This is a genomic window from Staphylococcus sp. Mo2-1, from assembly GCF_046721385.1.
GTDB classification, from domain to species: domain Bacteria; phylum Bacillota; class Bacilli; order Staphylococcales; family Staphylococcaceae; genus Staphylococcus; species Staphylococcus equorum_A.
Map to the genome: position 1 here is coordinate 418273 of NZ_JBEUUK010000001.1, position 26594 is coordinate 444866.

Here is a 26594-nt window from a genome sequence, read left to right on the forward strand (position 1 = left end):
GCATGAAAGATATTATACATTCACTAATTGAAAATGCCCAAAATCACCCTGATCATAAAGCAATTCAACATAATAATGAAAGTTTGACGTATCGTGAATTAAACCAATATTCAAATATACTCGCTGACATTATTAAAGATTCGAAGCGACCGCTCATTTTATATGGCCACATGTCTCCATTTATGATTGTCGGCATGATAGCAAGTATTAAAGCAGGTTGTGGTTATGTACCGCTCGATACATCTATCCCTAAAGATCGTATTCAGTCCATTATTGAAAAAATAGAAGGTCAATTTATATTCAATACAACTGACAATGATATAAATATAAAGAAAATTGATGTGATAGATCACAGTATGATAATAAGTACATTAAACATGAAACAATTTGATTCTAAAATGGTAGGTGAGGATATTGCTTATACGATATTTACATCTGGCTCAACAGGTGAGCCTAAAGGAGTTCAAATAAGCTACGAAAGTTTAAATGAATTCACTGAATGGATGGTTGACCTTAATGCATTAGGTTATAAGCAACAATGGTTGAATCAAGCACCATTTTCATTTGATTTATCAGTAATGGCAGTGTATCCATGTATCGCTACCGCAGGCACATTAAATTTAGTAGATAAAACGATGATTAATAAACCTAAACTATTAAATGAGATGCTTGGAGCACTCAAACATAAATATATGGGTTTCAACGCCATCCTTTATGGAGATGTGTTTAATGCTACCTAATTTATCTGAGACAACATACACGAGTTTAAAAGAATTTTTCTTTTGTGGTGAAATTTTGACGCATAGAACTGCCGAAATGTTATTACAGCGTTTTCCATCTGCTTATATATACAACACATATGGTCCTACAGAAGCAACTGTAGCTGTTACAAGCATATTGATTACTGAAGCGGTAATTAAGCAATATAATCCTTTACCGGTAGGAGTGCCAAGACCAGGTACATTTTTGTCACTTACAGATAAAGGCGAGCTTGTTATTTCTGGAAAGTGTGTAAGCGAAGGATACGTCAAAGATGAGGCGCGTTCTAATGAAGTTTTTAAAATAAATAATAATAAAAAACAATACTACACTGGTGACAAGGCAGAATTAAGAGATGACCAGTGGTTTATTAATGGTCGCATAGATTTTCAAATTAAATTAAATGGTTACAGAATGGAATTAGAAGAAATAGAATTTCAATTACGCCAAATAGCATGTATCAAGGAAGCTATAGTAGTGCCAATATACAAAGGTAATAAAGTCATACATTTAAATGCGGTAATCGTAGTAAATGAAGCGGACCGTGTTGAAAATGAACAAGAAGCAATTCATGGCATCAAATATGAATTAAAACAGCATATACCAGAATATATGATACCAAGGAAAGTTATATTCCAAGATAAATTGCCTCTAACAGTAAATGGTAAATTAGATCGTAAAAAGATTGCTGAGGATGTAATGTAATGATTCCATATGGCACATTTATGTTTTTTCTCATAGCAATTATAGTATTAATACCGGTCATTATTCTTGGTCTTATGGGTAAAAGAAGTCGTATATATAATGGTGTGAGTACTGCGATAATGATTGTACTTATTTTCTCATCTGAAAAGCACAATTTATTTGGACTGGATTATTTAAGTGTTCAGGTTATAAATTTTGTGCTTTATACGATTTGGCAAGTCGTAATTATTATGTATTATTGGAAATCTAGAGCTAAAAATAATACATTTAACAAATTTTTTATGGTAATCACATTATCTATATTACCGTTAATTATTGTGAAAGTGATGCAAAGTTCTTGGTTTGGAACTGCACAGCTGAAACTTCACGAAAATAAAGTAATAGAGTTCATAGGATTTTTAGGTATTTCATATGTAACTTTTAAAAGTGTTCAATTATTGATGGAAATACGTGACGGCTCAATTAAAGAAATAAAAAGTTGGAAAGTCATACAATTTATTTCATTCTTTCCAACCATTTCATCAGGGCCTATTGATCGATATAAACGATTTGTAAAAGATGATAATAAGGTACCTAATAGTGAGCGTTATCGTGAACTATTAGTTAAAGCAATTCATTTTATAATGCTAGGATTTTTGTATAAATATATTATTGCTTACTTAATCCAAATGTATGCAATCAATCCACTTATGTTAGATTTTACGAGATTTTCTGCAAAATGGTTGTATATGTATGCCTACAGTTTATATTTGTTTTTTGATTTTGCGGGCTATTCGTTGTTTGCAATTGCATTTAGTTATTTGTATGGCATACAAACGCCTCAAAACTTTAAGCAACCTTTTAAAGCTAAAAATATTAAGGATTTTTGGAATAGATGGCATATGTCTTTATCGTTTTGGTTTAGAGATTGTATATATATGAGGGCCTTATTCTTTATGTCAAAGAAAAAATTATTGAAAAGCCAATTTACGATGTCGAATATTGCGTTCTCACTTAACTTTTTAATCATGGGTGTGTGGCATGGTATTGAATTTCATTATATTTTATATGGTTTGTATCATGCGGCACTCTTTATTGGCTACGGTTATTATGAAAAGTGGCGGAAAAACCACCCACCTCGATGGCAAAATCAATTTACCACAATGTTAAGTATCGTTATCACATTTCATTTTGTGACATTTGGTTTTCTGATATTTTCAGGAAAACTGTTTTAAAAAATAGGAGGAATTTTCATGGAATTTAGAGAGCAAGTTTTAGATTTATTAGAAGAAGTAGCTGAAAATAGTATTGTTAAAGAGAATCCAGATGTTGAGTTATTTGAAGAAGGCATAATAGACTCATTTCAAACAGTCGGGCTTTTACTAGAAATACAAAACAAATTAGATATTGAGGTTTCAATCATGGATTTTGATAGAGACGAATGGGAAACACCAAATAAAATTGTAGCGGTTTTAGAAGAATTAAGATGAAATTAAAGCCATTTATACCAATTATCGTAAGTCTTATATTGTTTGGGATTTTCTTAGCTATACCAGTGAATTGGTTTACAGGATTGGTCAATTCAAAAACGTTAGAAGCACAACGTATATCATTATCAGATCAAGTGTTAAAAGGAACGTTAATTCAAGATAAAATGTATGAATCTGATGCATATTATTCAATTTACGGTTCGAGTGAACTTGAAAAAGATGATCCTTTTAACCCGACTATATTAATAAACAATGATAAAAATATTTCTGGCAAACCATTTTTAATTGGAACGGGTGGTTCAACAGATTTAGTTAACGCAGTAGAACTTGGTTCGCAATATGATAATCTTAAAGGTAAAAAAATGGCCTTTATTGTATCACCACAATGGTTTACTAATAATGGTTTAACCTCTGAAAATTTTAAAGCACGTATTTCTAAAGCGCAGTTAAATCAACTGTTTAAACAAAATAATTTAAGCCCTGAACTTAAACAACGATTTGCTAAAAGGTTGTTACAGTTTAAAGATGCTGAAAATAAGTCGTACTTGGAAAAAATAGCTCAACAACCCCAAAATGTTAATGATGCTTATATTTCATCTTTCAAAGATAATCAATTTAAAAAAATTGAATTAATAAAAGCTATGTTTCCGTTAACTTCCTCTCCATTATCGCAAGTTAAACCTGTAACTCAAGAAGGCCAGTCATGGAAAGATATTCAACAGCAAGCAGAAAAATATGGAGAAGCACGAACAAAATCAAATGAGTTTGGTATTAGAGATGAATATTGGGATTTAATAAAAAGCCATAAACGTAAAATAAATAGAGATTATGAGTTCAATATTAACTCGCCTGAGTTTAATGATTTAGCATTGTTAGTAGATACACTCAACGAAGTCGGTGCTGATGTTGAATATATAATCTTACCATCTAATGGTAAGTGGTATGATTATATTGGTATTGATAAACACAGAAGACAAGGTATCTATAAAAAAATCAATCAAACAATTGTAGAACATGGCGGGGAAGTTTATGATATGTCAGATAAAGATTATGAACCATATGTTGTAAGTGATGCAGTACATATTGGTCGGAAAGGCTGGGTGTATATAAGCGAAAGAATTAATCAACACTTACAAGAATAATTTAGCGCTTTATTAACAAGTCTCCGACCAAATTGATAAATCAGTAGATTAGATGTCTAAACTGAGCATGTATTTATATTAAGTTTTTAAAAAAATACTTCTCCATTTATAAAGACAAATAGTTATTATGAGATAGGGAATGCGAATCAGAAATTGATTTCGTATTCCCTATACTATTTTTAGGATGCATTTATTAGAGAGTCACGGTGAAAAAAGTCCGTAATATTGTATAATCAGTCAGAAAATTGATATTATGACAAAGCATACATCTATATTAAAGCACTTGTAATTTTAGCAAAACAAAAAAGCTAAACGATGTTATTCGTTTAGCTTGTCTATGCTTTGAAACTATTCGCATTGCAAAAGTGAAATAGTTAATTAAAGTGCTCGAAAGAAACTTGATCTTTAGATGTTATCTATATATGAATATATCAATTAGAATACTTGTTCTACTTCGATTACTCCTGGTACTTCTTCATGCAAAGCACGTTCAATACCTGCTTTTAAAGTGATTGTTGAACTAGGGCATGTACCACAAGCGCCATGTAATTGTAGTTTAACAATACCATCTTCTACATCAACGAGTGAACAGTCACCGCCATCACGTAGTAAGAAGGGACGCAGTTTTTCAATTACTTCTGCTACTTGATCAAACATTGTTACGTTTTCAGTTGGCATGGAAATGCCTCCTTTCAAGTGAGTTATTTCATATTCTACTTATCTTTTTATTATAATAGAAATGTAAGGAAAAATCTATCAATCGATACAAAAGGGGAATGTTAAAATGAATAAAGCTAGTGTAATCGTTTATGGTGCAGATATTGTTTGTGCAAGTTGTGTTAATGCACCAACAAGCACGCAATACTTATGATTGGTTACAACCATTGTTAAAAAGGAAGTATCCAGATATTCAGTTTGAATTCACATATATTGATATTGAAAAAGATACTGAGAACTTAACAGATCATGATCAACAGTACATTGAACGCATTCAAGAAGATGAATTATTCTATCCATTAGTTACTATAAATGAAGCATATGTATCAGATGGTTATGTTCAATTAAAAGATATCACGAAATTTATGGATTCGCATTAATCATTTACTGTTTAGTCTTTCATTTAATATTACGTTTTTAAAAAATATAAAGCGCTTGAGACATTTAATTATAATGTCTTAAGCGCTTTATTGTCCAAATTTATTTTTCTTAATAGTGAAATTGAGAAGAGAGGGCTATTTAACCGTTATGGTATTTATATAACCATAGTACGCCTGATTTTAAAATAGAAGCTAAGCGCCCGGTAACAGTTCGGTCCATTATATAAGCAAAACCTTTTTTATCCCCAAGTGAGCCAAGGAAACCTTGAACTTTAATTTCAGGCATTTTTTCTGGAAGTGCTTTGCCTTGCCATTGTAATTTCATAACATCTGCAATTTGATCACCTTGTGCTTCAGCGAGCTGTGCACTTGGTGCATGTGGTAATTCTGCACAGTCACCTACCACATAGACGTTTTTATAGGTAGGCACTTGGTGATATTGATTTAAAATAACACGGCCACCTTTACTAATGTCTATTGGAAGGTTTCTTACTACTTCAACAGGTTGAATACCTGCTGTCCACACGATTAAATCTAATTCTTCAGGTACATCATTATTATAGATACGACCTGGTTCCACTCGGTTAATATCAGAGTTTGGTACTACAGTTACATCATTTTTCTTAAACCAATTTTCAATATATTGACTTAACTTTTCAGGAAAACGACGTAGAATACGTTCGCCTCTGTCATAGAGGTAGATTTTTAAATCTTCACGACTTTCACGTAATTCACTTGCTAATTCGATACCACTTAATCCAAGCACCAACGATACCTACTTTGGCACCATTTGGTAATTCACTTAAATGGTGGAATGTCTCACGAGATTTAGATAGCGTTTGAATACTATGTGTGTATTCTTCAGCACCTGGAACATTGTGATACTTATCTTCACAGCCTAAACCAATTACTAATTCATCATAATCTACTTTCGTATTGCCAACGGAAATAATTTGATCTTCTAAATCAATATCATTAATTTCGCCAAAAACATTGTTGATGCGATCAGAATCAGGAAAATTCATACGAACATCCTTATCAGATTTAGTACCAGCAGCCAACTCATAAAACTCTGGCTTTAAACAGTGGTAAGGCATACGGTCAATTAATGTGACCGAATAATTTTCAGGAAGTGCAGATGGTAAAATATGTGACATAATACGCATATTTCCATAACCGCCACCTAATAATACTAAGTTTTTCATTTGTGATACCCCTCTAGTAAAAATTGTATTGAGCAATAAGATAAAATGAGATGTATTTTATATTAAACTCGTCAATGTAAGTTATTAAATATAATGTGGTTAAATCATATTTCGTCTTTCATCGATATACCAATTTTCTATAATCTGCTTACTTAGATATATTATAAGCCTTTTTGAATACTTCTACAAATAAAGTAGATACTTTATTATTTGTAATTACATTTAATTTGAAACAGAATTTATTATTTCATCAACTTAAGTAATAACGGCTTGTTTTGACGTGATCTATTTGATAAATAAATATGTTTAACAGAGTTATTATATATCTATAATCAACTGCTTATTCTGTTCGATAAGTCAGTTTAAAAGTGTAGATATTATAAGCTAGTATGTAGTCAAATATGTCCAGTATTTGTTATAATTGTTTAACTGATAATTTATGAGAGGGTGTATTATGAATCCAATAATTGAGTTCTGCATTTCGAATTTAGCGAAAGGCGGGGACTACGTATATAATCAACTTGAAAATGACCCTGAAGTAGACGTATTAGAATATGGATGTCTACAAAATTGTGGACTATGTTCAAGTGGGTTGTACGCACTAGTGAATGGTGATATCGTTGAAGGTGAATCGCCAGATGACTTATTACAAAAAATTTACGCACATATAGAAGAAACATGGATTTTTTAGGAGGTAATTATAATGGCAGTAGTTGAAATAACTGAAGCAGCAGACATATGAAGTAAAAGACATGTTACAACAAAATGATATGGCAGATGGTTATTTAAAAATTAAAATAAATGGTGGCGGTTGTACAGGCCTTACTTATGGCATGTCAGCTGAAGCAGAGCCAGGTGACAACGATGAAGTATTGGAAGTCCACGGTTTGAAAATACTTGTAGAAAAATATGACAAACCTGTATTAGATGGTACTAGAATTGATTTCAAACAGTCACTTATGGGTGGCGGTTTCCAAATTGATAATCCAAACGCAGTTGCATCTTGCGGTTGTGGTAGTTCATTTAGAACAGCCAAAGTTGCTGGTTCTCCAGAAGATTGTTAATTTGATTTTTAAAATTTAAAGGCTATAGTTCGCATAATATCCAAGGTGAACTATAGCCTTTTATAAGTTTATGTGAAATAATAAACAATATGGGCATTAGCGCTTGAAAATAAGCTATAAAAACTATAAAATTAGTATTGGGTAAAAAATGTCTTTTTTGTGAATTACTAATTAAAATATAGGGTATAGCAAAAGACTATGGCAACAAAAAAATTATGAAAGCTTAGGTGAATGAAATGGCTCAAGATCGTAAAAAAGTATTAGTTTTAGGTGCGGGTTATGCAGGTTTACAAACTATTACAAAATTACAAAAGCAAATTTCAGCAGATGAAGCTGAAGTTACATTAATTAATAAAAATGATTACCATTATGAAGCTACTTGGTTACATGAAGCTTCAGCAGGTACGATTAGCTATGAAGATTTACTATATCCAGTTGAAAGTGTAGTAAACAAAGACAAAGTTAACTTTGTTAAAGCAGAAGTTACAAAAATCGACCGCAATGCTAAAAAAGTAGAAACTGACGCTGGTATCTTTGATTACGATATCTTAGTTGTATCATTAGGTTTCGAAACTGAAACATTTGGTATCAAAGGCATGAAAGACCATGCTTTCCAAATTGAAAACGTTTTAACTGCTCGTAAATTATCTCGTCATATCGAAGACAAATTTGCTAACTATGCATCTTCTAAACAAAAAGATGACAAGGATTTAGCTATTATTGTTGGTGGCGCAGGATTTACTGGTGTGGAATTCTTAGGTGAATTAACTGACCGCATCCCTGAATTATGTAATAAATATGGTGTAGAACAAGGCAAAGTAAAAATAACTTGTGTCGAAGCTGCTCCAAAAATGTTACCAATGTTCTCTGATGAATTAGTTAACCATGCTGTAAGTTACTTAGAAGATAGAGGCGTAGAATTCAAAATTGGTACTCCAATCGTTGCGACTAACGAAAAAGGTTTCGTAGTAAAAGTTAACGATGAAGAGCAACAATTGGAAGCTAATACAGTTGTATGGGCTGTTGGTGTTCGTGGTAGCAAATTAATGGAAGAATCATTTGAAGGTGTTAAACGTGGACGCATCGTTACTAAACAAGATTTAACTATAGAAGGTTATGACGATGTCTTTGCAATTGGTGATGTTTCTGCATTTATCCCAGTTGGTGAAGAACGTCCATTACCAACAACTGCACAAATTGCTATGCAACAAGGTGAACAAACTGCTAAAAATATTAAAAATATTTTAGAAGGTCAACCAACTCAAGAATTTGAATATGTTGATCGTGGTACTGTATGTTCATTAGGTTCTAATGATGGTGTAGGCGTTGTTTACGGTAAAGATATCCAAGGTAAAAAAGCTGCATTCATGAAAAAAGTTATCGATACACGTGCAGTATACAAACTTGGCGGTGTCGGCTTAGCATTTAAAAAAGGTAAATTTTAATATATCAATTAAATAATACAGGCGCATGCACTATGTGATTCTGTACTTAAAAAGACCTGTCTAGTAAATAGATAGGTCTTTTTATTAAATGAAAAAGCATTAAGCCATATAAACTGTAGTATCATTTTTAATAAAATAATTGTTAGACAATGACACATTAAAAATTTAATTTAAAAAGAGGGATGCGCAATGGAAGTAACAATGCAAAGCAATACTAATATTAACAATAAAACTTTAGTAGTTGGTGTGCCGGAACACTTGAATCAAATTAGCGAGTTAACTGTAGAAGATGAAAATATAATTGAAAAATTAGAAGAACTAAAACGTAATCAAATTATTAATACAAATGTTGGGACAATTTCTAGTACACTGTTTTCATTAAATGGTAAAAAATTAAAACTCATCACAGTTGGTTTAGGCAATTTAAAAACAACGAACTATAGTGATTTTTTAAAAGTATTTGGTAACTTATTCCAATATTTAAAAAAAGACAGAATTACTCAGGCTTCGCTCTTATTTGATACGTTTGGCTCTCAGGTAATCACGATAGATACGGTTGCAGAAATTTTAGGGCAGCAAAGTGAACAAGCAACGTATCAATTTGATGGTTATAAAACGAATAAAATGCCGCCTTATCAACTTGACTTAGATATACATACAGAAAGTTCAACAGTGCACACATTTGTTAAGCAAGGATTAATTATTGGTTCATCGATTAATTTAGCGCGCGATTATAGTAATATACCGCCTAATATATTAACACCAGGTTATTATGCTGAATGCATTCAAAACCACTTTAAAGATACAGACGTTGCTGTCGATATTAAAGATAGCGATACGGTACAACGTGAAGGATTTGGATTGATACATGCAGTTGGTAAGGGTTCAAAGCATGGCCCTAGAGTTATTACACTTACATATAATGGAGGCAATGCGGATGCTGAGCCTATCGCACTTGTAGGTAAAGGTATCACTTACGATTCTGGTGGCTATTCTATTAAACCTAAAATAGGTATGCAAACAATGAAGTATGATATGTGTGGTTCTGCGAATGTGATTGCAATGATTGAAGCGGCACGTCAATTAGAACTTAAAGTAAATATTGTAGGGGTTATTGCGACCGCTGAAAATATGGTGAATGAAATAGCTATGAAACCTGACGATGTTTATACAGCGTTAAGCGGTGAATCTGTTGAAGTATTAAATACGGATGCTGAAGGACGCTTAGTATTAGGAGATGCGGTATTTTATGCAAAGCAATTTCAACCGCAAGTCATTCTTGATTTTGCAACTTTAACTGGCGCAGCTGTAGCCGCACTTGGTGAAGATAAAGCCGCAGTGTTTAAACATAATGCAGAACAACAACTTGAGGCTATATTGGCTAAAGCACAATTAGTAGACGAATATGTTTTTGAATTACCAATGACTGCTACAGAACAAAGTTTAATCCGTAAAAGTGAAGTCGCAGATTTAGTTAATCATACGAATGGTCATGGAAAAGCTTTGTTTGTTGCTACATTTATTAATCATTTTGCAGGTGAAACACCTCATTTACATTTTGACATTGCGAGCCCTGCAACAACTCATAGCAACACACATAAAGGACCAAAAGGACCGACAGGCTATTTAATACCAACCATTGTTCAATGGTTGCGTACATTAAAGTAATTTAAATATTTTTGTTATTATTAAAATGGAAAACTCATAAATCATTTTATAGGGTTTTCCATTTTTTTATTTATAATATGAAAAGAACATTCAACAATCATTTGACGACAGGTGATGAATGATTAATTTGTTGAAAAATATGAGAACGCTTTGGGTAAATGTCATTGACAATTGAAGTAGATATTGATATTATAAATCTCGTAATGCTTTAGTTCGATAACGTGGTAAAGGAGTTATGCTTTGTGATGAATGCAGTAGTTATAGCAGTCGTACTGATGATTGTCCTATGTTTATGTAGATTAAATGTAGTGATAAGTTTATTTATTGGTGCGCTCGTAGGTGGCTTAATTTCAGGAATGAATATCACTGAAATTGTGTCCGTCTTTGGTAAAAATATAGTAGATGGTGCTGAAGTAGCACTTAGTTATGCTTTGTTAGGTGGTTTTGCGAGCACTTATTTCTTATAGTGGCATTACCGATTATTTAGTGAATAAAATTATAGATGCTATCCATGCTGAAAATAGTAAAATGTCACGAATAAAAGTGAAAATTATTATTATTGTTGCATTATTAGCGATAAGTATAATGAGTCAGAACTTAATTCCTGTACATATTGCATTTATTCCAATTGTTATACCACCACTCATTAGTTTGTTTAATGAACTTAATATCGATAGAAGACAAATAGCGATTATTATAGGCTTTGGTTTATGTTTTCCTTATGTACTTATGCCATTTGGTTTTGGTCAAATTTTCCATCAAATTATTCAAAGTGGTTTTTCAAAAGCAGGCCACCCAATTGAAATGGGTATGATATGGAAATCAATGCTCATCCCGTCGCTAGGGTATATTGTCGGCTTGATTGCAGGTATATACTATTATAGAAAACCAAGAAAATATATTCAGCGTGATGAAGTAAAAGATACAACTCAAACTGAAATTAAACCTTATATACTTATAGTTACAGTAGTTTCAATCATTGCAACATTCCTTGTACAATTGTTTACAGATTCAATGATCTTTGGTGCATTAGCAGGTGTCCTAGTATTCTTTATTTCTAGAGCATATAAATGGACTGAATTAGACAAAAAATTTGTAGATGGTATACAAATTATGTCCTTTATCGGTGTCGTTATTTTATCTGCAAATGGTTTTGCGGGTGTAATGAATGAAACAGGAGATATTGCTAAATTAGTGAACGGTATTAGTGGTGTGATAGGAGATAACAAACTTATAAGTATTATCGTAATGTATTTGATTGGATTAGTTGTCACGTTAGGCATTGGCTCCTCATTTGCTACGATACCTATTATAGCTACATTATTTGTTCCTTTAGGTGAATCATTAGGATTAAGCACGATGGCGCTTATAGCTTTAATTGGTACAGCAAGTGCATTAGGTGATTCTGGTTCGCCAGCAAGTGATTCAACATTAGGCCCAACTGCAGGTTTAGATGTTGATGGTCAGCATGATCATATTAGAGATACGTGTATTCCTAACTTTATGTTTTACAATATACCATTAATTATTTTCGGTACAATTGTCTGCTATGGTACTATAAAGCTATTAAGTGAAAATGGAGTGACAAGCAATGACTAATATGTTAGAAGCGTTAAACATGAAAATAGAAAAAGAAGCACAGGGTTTATTAATTATGTCAATGCCAGTAACTGATCAAGTTAAACAACCATTTGGCTATTTACATGGTGGCGCAAGTTTAGCATTAGGAGAGACAGCTTGTTCTATGGGTGCGAGCATATTTAATCGATACGGATCAATATGTACCACTAGGATTAGAAATGAATGCAAATCATATTGGTTCTACCACAGAGGGCACAATTTACGCAACGGCATCTATCATACATGAAGGTAAGACAACACAGGTATGGAATATAGATATTAAAGACGATACAGATAGATTAATTTGTGTTATGCGCGGAACAATTGCTATAAAGCCTTTGAAACGTTAATAAAAATAAAAAGAGCGATATAAAGTTAAATAACTTTATATCGCTCTTTTTGTTTTACTTTTACTTTCAATTTCATCATAAGCTTCTGCAATTCGAAGTGCGACTTCTCGTCCACCCATAATATTACGCGCAAATGGACCAAGCATTAAATCAGCTAAACCGCCTGTGACAAACAGGTTAGGTAACCATTCTAAGATTGATGAGATAAATGGCAAGCCACACGATGTTATAGGTGCTTGGAAGTGATCTGTGAGTTGCTTAATAATAGGCTGTTGCATGATTGATTCTTTAAATCCTGTAGCTAATAAAATGCGGTCATAGTGTAAGCAATCATTTTCAGTGCAAATGTGATGCTGTTGAATATTTGTAAGTTCATTGACATGTATACTCAATCTGTTTTGTTTGATGTACTTTTTAAGCCTTAATTCGAGTTCTTTAGGCATAGACCCTCTATGTCGCTCGCGTTTAATAATATCAAATCTTTGTTCAGAAGATTGAATCGCATTAAAAGACGTCATATTTTTAGGACCGAGCCATCCTGGGTCTGCATCAAAATCATGTACATCTATGGGTTTATTCGTCCACAAGTGAATTTTAGTATTATTTTCTTTTAATAGTCTTAAACATAAATGTGCAGCTGATATACCACTACCAACGACATGTGAGGTTTCTGGATCATAAGATCCATCGTCATCGAACACATGGGATATATCGGGGTGTTGTGCAAATAGTTCAGGCGTGTATGTATCATGATTACAGCCAAAAGCAATAATTAAATTATCTGTATGTATCCATTCACTATTGCTTAATTGTATTAACCATTGCTTGTCGTCCTTTTCAATTTTATTGACATAACTTTGTATATGACTTTGGTTTAATTCAAAATAATGAATAAGATCATGTGTATGATCCATAAACATGTCACGATTTGGTCGTTTGTATGGCCCATAGGCTGGGTTTGTATAGTGCATTTTCTTAGCATATTGTTTCAAATGAAATGGATTAGGATGGACATGATGTACGCATGGAGAACGTAAATAGGGCATGTCTATACGTTTAGTATAATTATTGAATTGTTCACAGAGATTATGATGAGGGTCTATGATTTTTAAATGGTCACTTTTTAACCCCTTCGATCTTAATTTGATAGCTATTGTAGTCGCATGTAAACCACCGCCGATAATTGTCCAAGTTGTCATAAGCATTCAAACTCCTTTTAAAACGAAATGATTACGATTTAATATATCATTAAATTTAACTTATGACAAATAGAAATAAACATACTGGTCAAAATATCTTAGTCTCCGTCTATAAAGAATAAAAAACACTCAGCTATTTAATGATAGCTGAGTGTTTCATAATGTAGGAAAAGCAATTTATATTAGATTTTTGTATCTTTTAACTCATCTTTTAAATCGTTACGTTTTGTTCGTTTTGAAGCGGGTGTATCTAAATTATATGCAGCTTTAATAATAAGGTGACTTGATAGTGGACCGGTGATTAAGATAAATAATATACCGATAAGTAATTGCATACTTGCGTAACCCTCACGTCCAATAAAGAACAAGAATACGCCACTAATTAATAACATCGCTCCTAATGTTGTCGCTTTACCAATGAGCATGTGCTCTTGAATAGACATCGTCTAAACGTAAAAGGCCAATCGTCGCAAGTGCACTAATAAGTGAACCAAGGATAATTAAAATAAGTGCGATACTAATGACGATTGTCGTTATCATATTCAATCACCTTACCTTTATCCATATATTTCGCGAATACTGCTGTACCTAAGAAAGCTAAAATACCAATCATTAGAATAACGACCATCATATATTTAGTACCTAAGAACACACTAAATAATGCGACGATGGCCATAAGTTGAATACCAATTGCATCAAGTGCAACAACACGGTCAGCTAGAGAAGGGCCTATGATTACACGTACAAGCATACCTAGCATAGACAACGCTACGATGACTAATGCGATAATTAAAATTATATTATAGTTCATCATTTTTCGCCTACCTCTCTAACGACTTTTTCAAGGGAAGATTTAATACCTTCCACTTCTTCCTCTTTAGTACTAAAATCAATGCAATGTATATAAATTTCAGTACGATCATCACTTATGCCTAACACGACTGTACCAGGTGTTAAGGTAATTAAGTTAGATAATAACGCAATTTCCCAGTCTGTTTTCAAATCTGTATTATAAGTGAAAAATGCTGGTTCATTGTCTATCTTTGGCTTAACAATAATGCGTATCACATCGACGTTGGCTTTTATTAATTCTATGATGAAAACGAAGAAGAGTTTAACTATTTTATAAACTGTAATAATGTAAAATCTTCCAGGTAAAATACCACGCATTAGGTATACTAATAATAGGGCAAATAAGTAGCCTAGTATAAAGTTATTAAAAGTATAACTCCCTGTTACAAACAACCAAAAAACAGATAAAAGTAAATTTACTAATATTTGGACTGCCATATTATTTTCCCCCCAATACGCCATCAATATAAACACTAGGATTATAGAATGCCTCTGCAAGCATCTTTTATAATTGGATGTAGAAAGTCAGCAGATAATCCGAAAACTACTGAAATTGCAACTGAGATCATAGCAATCGCCAGTATCCCTTTATATTGTAATTTAGGATTTACTTTATATCCTTTTGATTCGCCAAAGAATCCTTGTAAGAATATGCGAATGACTGAATAAAGTACAACAAGACTTGAAAGTAGTATGACAATACCACTCAAATAGAAACCTTTTTCGAAGGTAGCCTGTACAATATAAAATTTACCATAAAAACCACTGAGTGGCGGTATGCCGACTAAGCTAAGTGCCGCAATAAAGAATGACCAACCTAAAACTGGATAGTCTTTAATGAGACCACTATATTTGCGTAAATCATGGGTTTTAGTAATTTTGTACATAACACCAATTAAGAAAAATAGTGCTTGCTTTAATTAACATATCATGTAACGTGTAATAAATTGCGCCCATCATGCCAGTTTGGTTCATCATAGCTACACCGACTAAAATAACGCCGACAGCAATCATTATATTGTAGATAATAATTTTCTTAGTATCAAAATAACTGACTGCACCTACACAACCAAAGATAATGGTTAGTAGTGCTAAGAAAAGAATAATATAGAACGGAAAGCTTGATGTATCATGAATAAAAAGACTTGATGTTCTAGCAATTGCATAGACACCAACTTTTGTTAGTAATGCACCGAAAAAGGCAATGATTGCAATTGGTGGGGCGTAATAAGCACCTGGTAACCAAATATACATTGGAAAAACGCCGGCTTTCGTTGCAAATACAAAGATAAACATGATGAATATGATATTTACAATCCCAGTATCTGCAGCAGGTAGTTGTCCTAATTTTTCACCAATATCGGCTAAATTTAACGTACCAACTACAGAGTAGAGCATTGCTACCGCAATAACAAAGAATGCGGATGATGTAACATTTATAAGTACATATTTTATCGTTTCACTTAATTGTACTTTTGTACCACCGATAACTAATAGAATATAAGATGCCAGTAAGAATACTTCGAAGAATACGAATAAGTTGAAAATATCACCCGTGATAAATGAACCTATGACACCTGTTAGCATGAACATTACTGCGAAGTAGTAATAATACGTTTCACGTTCTATGCCCACTGATTGATAAGAATATAAAATAATCAGCATTGTTACGATTAAACTTGAAATCACGAGAAGGATACTAAATATATCGAGCACTAATACGATACTATATGGTGCTTCCCATGAACCAAGTTCTAAAGTTATAATCCCATGCTTTAATACGTTGTTTAAGTTAATAAATGCAAAAATTAATGTGACAGCTGTCCCACTTAGTGCAACGTATCGTTTAATAATAGGGCGCTTACCAATGAATACAAGTGCAATAATAGTCAACATTGGTATGACGAGTAGTGAAATAATGAGATTACTCTCGATCATCATCTAGCACTCCTTTCATACTTTCTACGTTGTCAGTTCCTAATTCTTTATAACTTCTAAAGGCTAGTACTAAGAAGAACGCTGTTACAGAAAATGAAATTACAATTGCTGTTAAAATTAACGCTTGTGGAATTGGATCAACATAGGAAGATATACCTTTTTCATAAATCGGTACTTCTCCTTTTTTTAATCCACCCATTGTAATTAAAAATAAATTGGCTGTATGTGTTTGCAAAGTAGTCCCAATAATGATGCGTATCAAACTCTTAGAAAGAATGAGATAGACGCTCATTGCTGTGAGAATACCACAAACAAAAATCATCACTATTTCCATTACTCATTCTCTCCAATCGATAAAATTATAGTCATTACTGTACCGATAACCGCAAACATTACGCCTAAGTCAAAGAACGTTGCCGTATGCATTTCCATCGGTTGTAAAATTCCTAAAGGTATTTCAAACGGTGTGTGCGTGAAGAAGTTTTTAGTATAAAACCAACTCGCCATAGGTGTTGCTATACAAAATAGCAAACCAACACCTATTAATAATTTGAAATCCCAAGGAAAGATTTTCCTCATAGTTTTAATATCAAAAGCTACAGCTATGATGACTAGGGCACTAGATAGTAATAGGCCACCTACGAAGCCACCACCTGGCGTGTAATGTCCTGCTAAAAATAATGAAAGTCCAAACATTACGATGAGGAAGAAGATAAGAACTGCTGAATATTGAAAGATGATATTATTCTTCTGTCTTTTCAACGTTTTTACCTCCTTCATCATTTGATTTATTATTTGTACGGAGTTTAATCATTGTATAAACTCCCAAACCCGCAATACCGAGGACAGAGGCTTCGAATAAAGTATCGGTACCACGGAAATCGACAAGTATGACGTTTACCATATTAGTGCCATGTGCTAAATCATATACATGTTCTTTATAGAATTCAGCGATAGAACCAAAGTGTCTATTACCATAAGTAATTAGTCCAAGCACAGTAACAACCACACCTGCACCAACTGAAACTAAAACATTTACAAGTTTGAATGAACGCGTCTCTTTATGTCTGTTTAAGTTTGGTAAGTGATAGAAACACAATAAGAATAACGCTGTAGAAATTGATTCAACTACAAATTGTGTAAGGGCTAAATCTGGTGCGCCAAAGAATATGAAGAAGATAGCGACAGAATAACCTACAGCACTTGCCATAATGATACTGAACAGTCTTGAACGTGCAAATATAATCATAGAAGCTGATGTAATTATAAGTACTACAATGATTAATTCAAATGGACGTACTTCACTCACGTCTTTAAAGTTAATACTAAATGGTGTTACTAATAATGTAGCTAAAGTAATTAAAATTAAAGAAATAAATATAATTACTAAGTTGTTACGCGTAAAACCAGTCACATAAGCATTTGTGAACTTACTTGAGTAACCTGGCGAATCGTTACCGAACTTATCATACCAGTAATTGATTGTAAGTTTTGTAGGATGTGCGCGTAATAAGCGAATCCAATAGCCAAACGATAAAATCAGTAATATACCAACAATATATATACCAATGGTAGAGAAAAATGCTGGTGTAAAACCATGGAACATATGGAATTCTGCATGCGTTCCAGTGCTTTGACTGATTGAATTAACAGCAGGCTCAATAATTGATCCCGTTAATATAGAAGGGAAGAACCCAAATACAATAACTAATATTGCTAAAATAGCTGGTGAAACCAACATTAGTATAGAAGCTTCATGTGCTTTTTTCGGTAAAGCATCTGATTTATGGCTACCTAAGAAGATTTGGCCTATAAATCTTATAGAATATACAAATGTAAATATACTACCAATAATTGCTACGATTGGAATTAATAAGCCAAGCGTATTTAAACTAAATAGGTTAACGTTTGTGACCTCAATCATACTTTCCAAGAACTTCTCTTTAGAAAGGAAACCGTTAAACGGTGGCACACCTGCCATACTGAGTGAGGTGATTATGGTAATTGTAAAAGAAATAGGCATTATTGTTAGCAATCCACCTAATTTTTTTACATCACGAGTACCTGTACTATGGTCAATGGCACCGAGCAATCATAAATAACGCACCTTTAAATGTAGCGTGATTAATGAGATGGAACACAGCAGCGGTGAACGCAAGCAACATAAAGTTGACTTTCAGCACCTTCAAAATGATAACTTACTGCACCTATACCTAACATAGACATAATCATACCAAGTTGTGAAACGGTAGAAAACGCTAATATACCTTTTAAATCCTGTTGTTTTGTAGCATTTAATGACGCCCAAAACAGAGTGATTAAACCGACAGCAGTTACTGTCCAAATCCAACCCTGTGAGAGTGCAAAGATGGGTGTCATACGTGCTACTAAGTAAAGACCCGCTTTAACCATCGTAGCTGAGTGTAAGTAGGCACTGACCGGCGTTGGCGCTTCCATTGCATCTGGTAACCAAACGTAAAATGGAACTTGAGCAGATTTTGTCATCGCTCCAATTAATACAAATATCATTGATAAAATGAAATACGGACTTGTTTGGATTTCAGATGCATTCCCAATAAGTTCTTGAATACTTGTAGAGCCACCTGCGAGTGATAGTAAAATAAGACCACCCAAAAGTGATAAGCCACCAAATACAGTGACAAGCATTGATTTTTGAGCACCGTAAATAGATGCTTGTTTGTCACGCCAAAATGAAATGAGTAGAAAACTAGAAAATGAAGTTAACTCCCAAAATAGATATAACATAATAATATTATCAGATAAAACAACACCTAACATTGCACCCATAAAGAGCAACAGATAACAATAAAAATTTCCTAACTGCTCTTGTCGACTTAAATAACTTATAGAATATAGTACAATTAAACTACCAATGCCAGTGATTAACAAACTGAATAGTAATCCTAGACCATCCGCGTATAAATCGAAATTCATACCAAAATGAGGCATCCAGTTTGCTCTCTGCATTACGGTATTTCCTGACATGGTTGTTGAAATATATGAGAGGAAATATATAAATAAGACGACGGGGATAGGTAACACAAACCATCCTAAATGTATTCGTTTATGAAACCGATATACAAATGGAATAATGAGTGCAAATATTAACGGTAGAAGAACCGCTATATGTAACAAACTCATTATTTTATCCTCCTTTAAAAATAGTATAAGGTTATTATACATGAATTAGACTATTCTGAAAAACATGGCTAACCCATGAAACACATGAATTAAATGTTTATTTAAATAAGAAGAAACGCAGTATTTTTATTCAAAATTTTGTTTATATTGAATTGCGTAATCCTTCTTAAGTTGCTGTAAATTGTCGAGTGATTTCTTTGCATGTAATGTATCTTGATCTTTTAATTTAATCTCCAATTTAGTGATTGCTTGTTGTAATGATTGCTCATAAGGCAATTCATCATCAGTAAATGGTTTAAGATGCGATTTAGTTGTATAGCGTTTTTCAAAATGACTTAACGCTTTACGCTCATGAAAAAATACATTTTCAGTTTCTCTTGGGCTATGTAAATCACCTTGTTTTGGGTGTTTGATTACTTGTTCCACTTGAACTAAGACTTGATTTTCATCTTCTTCCTTTATTATGACACCGTAGCTTCCAGTTTTATGTGCAAAACGATATAACATAGTTCAATACATCCCTTCATTTGTGTTAGAATACATATATCATCTTAACATGAAATGGAGAATAAAAATGACGAACTATCCTCAGTTAAATTCAGAAATAAACGGTAACGAAATTAAAATGGTATTACACACGAATAAAGGCGATATGACATTTAAATTGTTACCTGACGTGGCACCAAAAACAGTAGAAAACTTTGTAACACATGCTAAAAATGGTTATTACAATGGTGTGACTTTCCACCGTGTAATTAACGACTTCATGGTACAAGGCGGCGATCCAACAGCAACTGGTATGGGTGGCGAAAGTATTTATGGTGGTGCATTCGAAGATGAGTTCTCACTTGAAGCATTTAATTTATATGGTGCTTTATCAATGGCAAACTCTGGTCCAAATACAAATGGATCTCAATTCTTCATTGTACAAATGACAGAAGTACCTGAATCAATGCTTAGTCAATTAGCTGATGGTGGTTGGCCAGAACCGATTGTCAAAGCATATGGTGAAAATGGTGGTACACCTTGGTTAGATCAAAAACATACAGTTTTCGGTCAATTAATTGATGGTAAAGCAACATTAGAAGATATTGCAAATACAAAAGTAGGTCCTCAAGATAAACCAGTACATGATATTAAAATTGATTCAATTGATATCGAAGAAAAACAAAATTAAGCGAATATAAAATGGTAGTATTGCAATTATAAGTAGCACGTAAAATATAATATATGTAAGACAGGTTCAATCGAACACCCAATTTAGTGAATTTATGTTGAGTGTGCAGTTGAGCCTGTTTTTTTTATTGAGACTAGCTTAAAAATTAACAATGTAATTAAATGTAGTGAAAATAGCTAGACCCATACTTATGTATAAAAATTGTTCTAGTCTAGTAATTTCAAGTGCGAAATGAGAGTTGAAACTTGCTATGTATATAAGATTAACATTTTTATTTTGTTAAATTATTGTATGAAATCTATAAAATGTGAAATTTTTCTATTAAATGTTAGTACCAAGTTATAATTTATGCTATTATAATAGTGTTAAGTAAAACGAAATAAGGGGTTATCACGTTGAATAATCACTATACAGTAGGTCAACATATCAAAGTTCGTGTGACTGGTATTCAACCGTATGGCGCTTTTGTAGAAACCCCGGACAATGCTTGAGGGATTAATCCACATATCCGAAATTATGGATGATTACGTCCATAATTTGAAAAAGTTTTTATCAGAAGGACAAATTGTAAGAGCGAAAGTGATTTCAATTGATGATGAAGGTAAACTGAATCTTTCTTTAAAAGATAATGACTATTTTAAAAATTATGAACGTAAGAAGGAAAAGCAATCAGTGTTAGATGAAATTAAAGAAACCGAAAAATATGGGTTTCAAACAATTAAAGAACGCTTGCCGGTTTGGATTAAACAGTCCAAAAACGCGATTAAAGATGAAAAAACATCTTTAACAAGATACTGACATTTCGATAAGAAATGTCAGTATTTTTTTATTGTGAAGAGGAGATAATCAAAAATTACATGCGTGAGCATATTCATTTATCTTTATAGTTAAGATAGTTAGAATAAACAAGCACTTAAATAGTGTGGAAAAAGTGATAAGGTATTTTACTTAGGAGGATTAATTGTAATGAATAAAAAATTTCAACCGTTATTCGAAAAGCTTACATTACCTAATAAAGTTGTATTAGATAATAGATTCGTTTTAGCACCGCTAACACATGTATCTTCAAATGATGATGGCTCGATTTCAAATGAGGAAGTAGTATATATGGAACAACGTTCAAAAGATGTGGGATTAGCTATTTCTGCTCGCTAGTAATGTAACAGATTTAGGAAAAGCATTTCCTGGACAACCTTCTGTAGCACATGATTCAAACTTAGAAGGGTTGAAACGTTTAGCTGAGGCAATGAAGAAAAATGGGTCAAAAGCTATTGTTCAAATTCATCATGGTGGTGCCCAAGCATTACCTAATTTAACGCCTAATGGAGATGTTGTTGCACCTAGTCCCATTTCATTAAAAAGTTTTGGAGAACAGGAAGAACACCATGCACGCGAAATTACTGTTGAAGAAATAGAAGAAGCAATTAAAGCGTTTGGTGAAGCGACACGAAGAGTGATTGAAGCTGGCTTCGATGGCGTAGAAATTCACGGCGCTAACCACTATTTAATCCATCAATTTGTCTCACCTTATTACAACCGTCGTAATGATGAATGGGGCGAAGATCCTTATAAATTCGCGAATGCAGTTGTTGATGAAGTGACAGAAACAGTTAAACGTCACGGGAATAAAGATTTTATCGTTGGATATAGATTTTCCCCTGAAGAAGCAGAGTCACCAGGAATAAGCATGGAAATTACAGAAACGTTAGTAAACCATTTAAGTGAAAAACCATTAGACTATTTACACGTTTCATTGATGGATATTCATTCGAAAACACGTGAAGGACAATATAAAGGTCAAGAACGTATCAAATTATTACTACAATGGATTAATGGTCGTATGCCACTTGTTGGTATTGGTTCAATCTTTACAGCGGAACAAGCAATTGAAGCGATTGAATCAACAAATGTAGAACTTGTAGCTTTAGGCAGAGAAATCTTATTAGATCACAATTTTGTTAGTAAAATTAAAAATGGCGAAGAAGATCAAATTATTTCTCACTTTGATCCAAATAGAAAAGATAAGCATCATCTGCCACCAAAATTATGGGAACAGTTTAATAAAGGATTCTATCCACTTCCAAGAACAGATAATAAATAGCGTATAGTTTAACAAGTAGTGTATTATCACAATTATTTTAAAATATTGTGATAGTTATACTACTTTTTTTATTTACAAATAAAAACAAAAGAATAGCAGTTATTAGATGAAATAAAACGAAAAAAATCTAAAAAAGTTATAGATTAATAATAATTATTATGGAATTGTTAGATTAGTAGATATTGTGCTAGGTATTATTCACTCGTAATTATATATAATTACGAGTAAATAACAGTGTATAATTATTAATTCATCCTTTGCTATAATGCATGAATTGATGATTGAATATACAATTTTATGTAAAAATAATAAAGGATATTTTATTTTTTAAATCAGACAAAATTATCTTGTATAAACGTAGTGAATTATGTCATTATATATGTAAGGGCTTACATAGAAATTGAGTTGTTTATAGATATGTTAAAGCTTGATTTATGTTGATGTATCGGCTTATAAGTAGCATCAAGGGAGCAGTTTTAGAAAATGGTTTCAGTTGAACTCTAAATACGTTATGCTATGAACAAGTATCGTTTTAGAGTTTAAAAAGACTCTTAAAATATTTCAAAGGGGAGATATCATGTCAAGATCAAAAGAAATCATAGAAGTAACAAATCATTACGGAGCACAAAACTATGTGCCACTTCCAATCGTCATATCGGAAGCAGAAGGTGTTTGGGTTAAAGATCCAGAAGGTAACAAATATATGGATATGCTATCTGCGTATTCAGCTGTAAACCAAGGTCACAGACATCCAAAGATTATTCAAGCATTGAAAGACCAGGCAGATAAAGTTACTTTAGTGTCTCGTGCATTCCATAGTGATAATCTAGGCGAATGGTATGAAAAAATTTGTAAACTTTCAGGTAAAGAAAAAGCATTGCCAATGAACACAGGAGCTGAAGCGGTTGAAACTGCATTAAAAGCTGCACGTCGTTGGGCTTACGATGTTAAAAATATTGAACCAGATAAAGCAGAAGTAATTGCATTCAATGGTAACTTCCATGGTCGTACTATGGCACCAGTATCATTATCATCAGAACCTGAATATCAACGTGGATATGGTCCATTATTAGAAGGATTTAATAAAGTTGATTTTGGAGATATTGAAGCTGTTAAAGGCGCTATCAATGAAAATACTGCTGCAATTTTAATTGAACCAATCCAAGGGGAAGCTGGAATCAATGTTCCACCAGAAGGTTACTTAAAAGCAATCAGAGAATTATGTGATGAACACAATGTCTTGTTTATTGCCGATGAAATTCAAGCTGGTTTAGGTCGCTCAGGTAAATTATTTGCAACAGACTGGGATGACGTTAAACCAGACGTATACATTTTAGGTAAAGCATTAGGCGGCGGCGTATTACCAATTTCAGTTGTATTAGCAGATGAAGAAGTATTAGGCGTGTTTACACCTGGATCTCACGGTTCTACATTTGGTGGTAATCCATTAGCTTGTGCAGTTTCAAATGCTGCATTAGATGTTATTATCGATGAAGATTTACCTGGTCGCTCATTAGAATTAGGGAATTATTTCAAATCTGAACTACAAAAAATAGATCATCCTGCAATTAAAGAGGTTCGTGGTCGTGGTTTATTTATCGGAATTGAATTAAATGAAGATGCGAGACCTTATTGTGAATCATTAAAAGAAAAAGGTTTATTATGTAAAGAAACACATGACACTGTGATCCGTTTTGCACCACCACTTATTATTTCAAAAGAAGAATTAGACTTTGCATTAGACAAAGTGAGAAGCGTTTTCGAGTAAATTTATAGTAAAAAAATATAAGTTTTGAAAACTCTTTAAAAAGCAAAATGTTATGTTACAATTATCATGAAAGCGAAATCATTAGTTACGAAAAAGAGGCGAAATGAATCATGACTGAGAATAATAATTTAGTTACTTCTACGCAACAAATTATTAAAGAAGCATTGCATAAACTGGGATTTGACGATGGTATGTATGATTTAGTAAAGGAACCTTTAAGATTCCTTGAAGTTCGAATTCCTGTCCGTATGGATGATGGTACTGTTAAAACATTTACTGGTTATCGTGCACAGCATAATGATGCTGTTGGACCAACAAAAGGTGGAGTTCGTTTCCATCCAGATGTTGATGAAGAAGAAGTTAAGGCCCTATCAATGTGGATGACATTGAAATGTGGCATAGTGGATTTACCGTACGGCGGAGGTAAAGGTGGAATCATTTGTGATCCAAGACAAATGAGCATTCATGAAGTAGAACGTCTATCTCGTGGGTATGTGCGCTCAATTTCTCAATTCGTTGGACCAACTAAAGATATTCCAGCACCAGACGTATTTACAAACTCTCAAATTATGGCATGGATGATGGATGAATATAGTTCATTAGACAAATTCAATTCACCAGGTTTCATTACTGGTAAACCAATTGTTTTAGGCGGTTCACAAGGCCGTGATCGTTCAACAGCTTTAGGTGTAGTAATTGCTATTGAACAAGCTGCACAAAGAAGAGGACTAGATTTAAAAGGTGCACGTATGGTAATTCAAGGTTTCGGTAACGCAGGTAGTTTCTTAGCGAAATTCTTGTACGACATGGGTGCGAAAATTGTTGGTATCTCAGACGCTTATGGTGCATTACATGATCCAGAAGGTTTAGATATTGACTATCTATTAGACAGAAGAGATAGTTTTGGAACAGTAACTAATTTATTTGAAGAAACAATTTCAAATAAAGAATTGTTCGAACTTGATTGTGATGTGCTGATTCCGGCAGCAATTACAAATCAAATTACTGAAGATAATGCGGCAGATATTAAAGCTGATATCGTGGTTGAGGCTGCTAATGGTCCAACTACACCAGCAGACAACACGTATCTTAACTGAACGTGGCATTCTACTTGTTCCTGATGTATTAGCAAGTGTTGGTGGCGTAACTGTTTCATACTTCGAATGGGTACAAAATAATCAAGGTTATTATTGGACAGAAGAAGAAGTAAACACTAAATTACGTGAAAAACTTATAACTGCTTTTGATACAATTTATGAATTATCACAAAATAGAAAAATTGATATGCGTTTAGCTGCGTTTATCGTTGGTATTAAACGTACTGCAGAGGCAGCACGTTACCGTGGTTGGGCATAAAACGTAGAATAGAGTATAAATGGTTTGAATAGTTATTGATTTAGATACAATAAAAAGTACCCACTATTAATTTTTAATAGTGGGTACTTTCTATTTATTACAAGTTATTTTTTAAGAGAAACTTCCTTTTGAAATGTCGACAGAGTCTTATGAGTTTGTCGACATTTTTTGGTTAGTATATATGATTTAATAATCTATTTCTTGATATTCGATTGCCCATTTTCTAAGGCTGTGAGTACTAGTAGAAACTTTACTCATCTTTCGGTTAATGAATAATCACTTATTGTACTTTATATTCTCTTCAAAGTAGACATTTAAAAAGTGAAAACCTTGAAGTTTTTTGTATGTTACACATGGAATATATATTAAGCTTATAGTTGTTATTAATATTGATTTAATTTATAGCGCTATGGTATTTATTTTCTGAATTATCAGACTTGTCTAACTTTTTTAGTTATGCTATTGTAAAAAAGAATATTAATCGCTAAATAATAAACTCCACCTTATAAACCATATA

The 26594-nt window shown here is 33.0% G+C and carries 15 protein-coding genes and 12 pseudogenes; 16 read left to right on the forward strand and 11 right to left on the reverse strand.

All coding sequences use genetic code 11. The features are described 5' to 3' along the window. Window positions 1-2 precede the first annotated feature (2 nt). The 4 genes and pseudogenes from dltA to dltD all read left to right on the forward strand — a co-directional run bounded on the left by dltA (window position 3) and on the right by dltD (window position 4075). Window positions 3-1464: pseudogene (gene dltA / locus ABLV95_RS02125) on the forward strand (D-alanine--poly(phosphoribitol) ligase subunit DltA). After that, a complete protein-coding gene (gene dltB, locus ABLV95_RS02130; protein ID WP_069833028.1) occupies window positions 1464-2678 on the forward strand; it encodes a D-alanyl-lipoteichoic acid biosynthesis protein DltB in 1215 nt (404 codons plus the stop codon). The pseudogene dltA and the gene dltB overlap by 1 nt, the downstream one beginning before the upstream one ends. 18 nt (window positions 2679-2696) lie before the next feature. Continuing rightward, window positions 2697-2933 carry a D-alanine--poly(phosphoribitol) ligase subunit 2 gene (gene dltC / locus ABLV95_RS02135; protein ID WP_057512747.1) on the forward strand — a complete coding sequence of 79 codons (237 nt, stop codon included), beginning with the start codon at window positions 2697-2699 and terminating at the stop codon, window positions 2931-2933. Beyond that, entirely contained in the window at window positions 2930-4075 is a 1146-nt protein-coding gene (dltD, locus tag ABLV95_RS02140) for a D-alanyl-lipoteichoic acid biosynthesis protein DltD (RefSeq protein ID WP_460876261.1), read from the forward strand. The genes dltC and dltD overlap by 4 nt, the downstream gene beginning before the upstream one ends. 435 nt (window positions 4076-4510) lie before the next feature. On the opposite strand, the gene ABLV95_RS02145 is transcribed toward dltD, so the two are convergent. After that, window positions 4511-4753: a NifU family protein gene (locus ABLV95_RS02145; RefSeq protein ID WP_002483816.1), complete on the reverse strand. Its 243-nt coding sequence runs from the start codon at window positions 4751-4753 to the stop codon at window positions 4511-4513. Between the two features lie 106 nt (window positions 4754-4859). Between ABLV95_RS02145 and ABLV95_RS02150 the strand changes: the two are divergent. Then, window positions 4860-5172 (forward strand): annotated as a pseudogene (locus ABLV95_RS02150) (YuzD family protein). Window positions 5173-5311: 139 nt separating this feature from the next. On the opposite strand, the pseudogene ABLV95_RS02155 reads toward ABLV95_RS02150, so the two are convergent. Next, window positions 5312-6377, reverse strand: a pseudogene (locus ABLV95_RS02155) (NAD(P)/FAD-dependent oxidoreductase). Window positions 6378-6831: 454 nt separating this feature from the next. Here ABLV95_RS02155 and ABLV95_RS02160 point away from each other — a divergent pair. From ABLV95_RS02160 to ABLV95_RS02185, 6 genes and pseudogenes are all read left to right on the forward strand, one after another. Next, window positions 6832-7068 (forward strand): YuzB family protein, encoded by a 237-nt coding sequence (locus tag ABLV95_RS02160; RefSeq protein WP_002512218.1) that lies wholly within the window; start codon window positions 6832-6834, stop codon window positions 7066-7068. Window positions 7069-7080: 12 nt separating this feature from the next. Then, window positions 7081-7441 (forward strand): annotated as a pseudogene (locus ABLV95_RS02165) (HesB/IscA family protein). A 236-nt stretch (window positions 7442-7677) separates the two neighbouring features. Further along, window positions 7678-8886: an NAD(P)/FAD-dependent oxidoreductase gene (locus tag ABLV95_RS02170; RefSeq protein WP_460876263.1), complete on the forward strand. Its 1209-nt coding sequence runs from the start codon at window positions 7678-7680 to the stop codon at window positions 8884-8886. Window positions 8887-9075: 189 nt separating this feature from the next. Beyond that, a complete protein-coding gene (locus ABLV95_RS02175) occupies window positions 9076-10554 on the forward strand; it encodes a M17 family metallopeptidase (RefSeq protein ID WP_460876265.1) in 1479 nt (492 codons plus the stop codon). Window positions 10555-10796: 242 nt separating this feature from the next. Next, window positions 10797-12153, forward strand: a pseudogene (locus ABLV95_RS02180) (Na+/H+ antiporter family protein). Further along, a pseudogene (locus ABLV95_RS02185) lies at window positions 12146-12524 on the forward strand (hotdog fold thioesterase). The pseudogenes ABLV95_RS02180 and ABLV95_RS02185 overlap by 8 nt, the downstream one beginning before the upstream one ends. A 35-nt stretch (window positions 12525-12559) precedes the next feature. Here ABLV95_RS02185 and ABLV95_RS02190 read toward each other — a convergent pair. The 9 genes and pseudogenes from ABLV95_RS02190 to kapB all read right to left on the reverse strand — a co-directional run bounded on the left by ABLV95_RS02190 (window position 12560) and on the right by kapB (window position 20182). After that, on the reverse strand, window positions 12560-13723 hold the full coding sequence (locus tag ABLV95_RS02190) for an NAD(P)-binding domain-containing protein (protein WP_460876267.1): 1164 nt from the start codon (window positions 13721-13723) through the stop codon (window positions 12560-12562). A 182-nt stretch (window positions 13724-13905) separates the two neighbouring features. Next, a pseudogene (locus ABLV95_RS02195) lies at window positions 13906-14263 on the reverse strand (Na+/H+ antiporter subunit G1). Then, on the reverse strand, window positions 14241-14534 hold the full coding sequence (locus tag ABLV95_RS02200) for a Na(+)/H(+) antiporter subunit F1 (RefSeq protein WP_427707066.1): 294 nt from the start codon (window positions 14532-14534) through the stop codon (window positions 14241-14243). The pseudogene ABLV95_RS02195 and the gene ABLV95_RS02200 overlap by 23 nt, the downstream one beginning before the upstream one ends. Next, a complete protein-coding gene (locus ABLV95_RS02205; protein WP_069817996.1) occupies window positions 14534-15013 on the reverse strand; it encodes a Na+/H+ antiporter subunit E in 480 nt (159 codons plus the stop codon). Before ABLV95_RS02205 ends, ABLV95_RS02200 begins: the two co-directional genes overlap by 1 nt. 1 nt (window position 15014) lies before the next feature. After that, window positions 15015-16513, reverse strand: a pseudogene (locus ABLV95_RS02210) (Na+/H+ antiporter subunit D). Further along, entirely contained in the window at window positions 16500-16847 is a 348-nt protein-coding gene (gene mnhC1, locus ABLV95_RS02215) for a Na+/H+ antiporter Mnh1 subunit C (RefSeq protein WP_057512733.1), read from the reverse strand. The pseudogene ABLV95_RS02210 and the gene mnhC1 overlap by 14 nt, the downstream one beginning before the upstream one ends. Beyond that, window positions 16847-17275 (reverse strand): Na(+)/H(+) antiporter subunit B, encoded by a 429-nt coding sequence (locus tag ABLV95_RS02220; protein ID WP_141714378.1) that lies wholly within the window; start codon window positions 17273-17275, stop codon window positions 16847-16849. Before ABLV95_RS02220 ends, mnhC1 begins: the two co-directional genes overlap by 1 nt. Next, window positions 17256-19675, reverse strand: a pseudogene (locus tag ABLV95_RS02225) (Na+/H+ antiporter subunit A). Before ABLV95_RS02225 ends, ABLV95_RS02220 begins: the two are co-directional and overlap by 20 nt. A 126-nt stretch (window positions 19676-19801) precedes the next feature. Next, entirely contained in the window at window positions 19802-20182 is a 381-nt protein-coding gene (gene kapB / locus ABLV95_RS02230) for a sporulation phosphorelay system protein KapB (RefSeq protein ID WP_069833035.1), read from the reverse strand. Between the two features lie 67 nt (window positions 20183-20249). On the opposite strand from kapB, the gene ABLV95_RS02235 reads away from it, so the two are divergent. The 5 genes and pseudogenes from ABLV95_RS02235 to ABLV95_RS02255 all read left to right on the forward strand — a co-directional run bounded on the left by ABLV95_RS02235 (window position 20250) and on the right by ABLV95_RS02255 (window position 26077). After that, window positions 20250-20852 carry a peptidylprolyl isomerase gene (locus tag ABLV95_RS02235; protein WP_069833036.1) on the forward strand — a complete coding sequence of 201 codons (603 nt, stop codon included), beginning with the start codon at window positions 20250-20252 and terminating at the stop codon, window positions 20850-20852. 395 nt (window positions 20853-21247) lie between these two features. Beyond that, a pseudogene (gene ygs, locus ABLV95_RS02240) lies at window positions 21248-21650 on the forward strand (S1 domain-containing post-transcriptional regulator Ygs). 168 nt (window positions 21651-21818) lie between these two features. Then, window positions 21819-22953: pseudogene (locus ABLV95_RS02245) on the forward strand (NADH-dependent flavin oxidoreductase). A gap of 577 nt (window positions 22954-23530) precedes the next feature. Further along, the gene (locus tag ABLV95_RS02250) at window positions 23531-24721 is read left to right on the forward strand and encodes an ornithine--oxo-acid transaminase (RefSeq protein WP_069833038.1); all 1191 of its coding nucleotides are present in this window, start codon (window positions 23531-23533) and stop codon (window positions 24719-24721) included. A gap of 110 nt (window positions 24722-24831) precedes the next feature. After that, a pseudogene (locus tag ABLV95_RS02255) lies at window positions 24832-26077 on the forward strand (Glu/Leu/Phe/Val family dehydrogenase). Window positions 26078-26594: the final 517 nt, after the last annotated feature.

Coding starts and splice junctions, on each gene's coding strand:
- ABLV95_RS02190 (WP_460876267.1), bottom strand. CDS start 13,723: ATGACAACTTGGACAATTATCGGCGGTGGTTTACATGCGACTACAATA.
- ABLV95_RS02175 (WP_460876265.1), top strand. CDS start 9,076: ATGGAAGTAACAATGCAAAGCAATACTAATATTAACAATAAAACTTTA.
- ABLV95_RS02235 (WP_069833036.1), top strand. CDS start 20,250: ATGACGAACTATCCTCAGTTAAATTCAGAAATAAACGGTAACGAAATT.
- ABLV95_RS02250 (WP_069833038.1), top strand. CDS start 23,531: ATGTCAAGATCAAAAGAAATCATAGAAGTAACAAATCATTACGGAGCA.
- dltB (WP_069833028.1), top strand. CDS start 1,464: ATGATTCCATATGGCACATTTATGTTTTTTCTCATAGCAATTATAGTA.
- dltC (WP_057512747.1), top strand. CDS start 2,697: ATGGAATTTAGAGAGCAAGTTTTAGATTTATTAGAAGAAGTAGCTGAA.
- ABLV95_RS02200 (WP_427707066.1), bottom strand. CDS start 14,534: ATGAACTATAATATAATTTTAATTATCGCATTAGTCATCGTAGCGTTG.
- ABLV95_RS02170 (WP_460876263.1), top strand. CDS start 7,678: ATGGCTCAAGATCGTAAAAAAGTATTAGTTTTAGGTGCGGGTTATGCA.
- ABLV95_RS02205 (WP_069817996.1), bottom strand. CDS start 15,013: ATGGCAGTCCAAATATTAGTAAATTTACTTTTATCTGTTTTTTGGTTG.
- dltD (WP_460876261.1), top strand. CDS start 2,930: ATGAAATTAAAGCCATTTATACCAATTATCGTAAGTCTTATATTGTTT.
- ABLV95_RS02145 (WP_002483816.1), bottom strand. CDS start 4,753: ATGCCAACTGAAAACGTAACAATGTTTGATCAAGTAGCAGAAGTAATT.
- mnhC1 (WP_057512733.1), bottom strand. CDS start 16,847: ATGGAAATAGTGATGATTTTTGTTTGTGGTATTCTCACAGCAATGAGC.
- kapB (WP_069833035.1), bottom strand. CDS start 20,182: ATGTTATATCGTTTTGCACATAAAACTGGAAGCTACGGTGTCATAATA.
- ABLV95_RS02160 (WP_002512218.1), top strand. CDS start 6,832: ATGAATCCAATAATTGAGTTCTGCATTTCGAATTTAGCGAAAGGCGGG.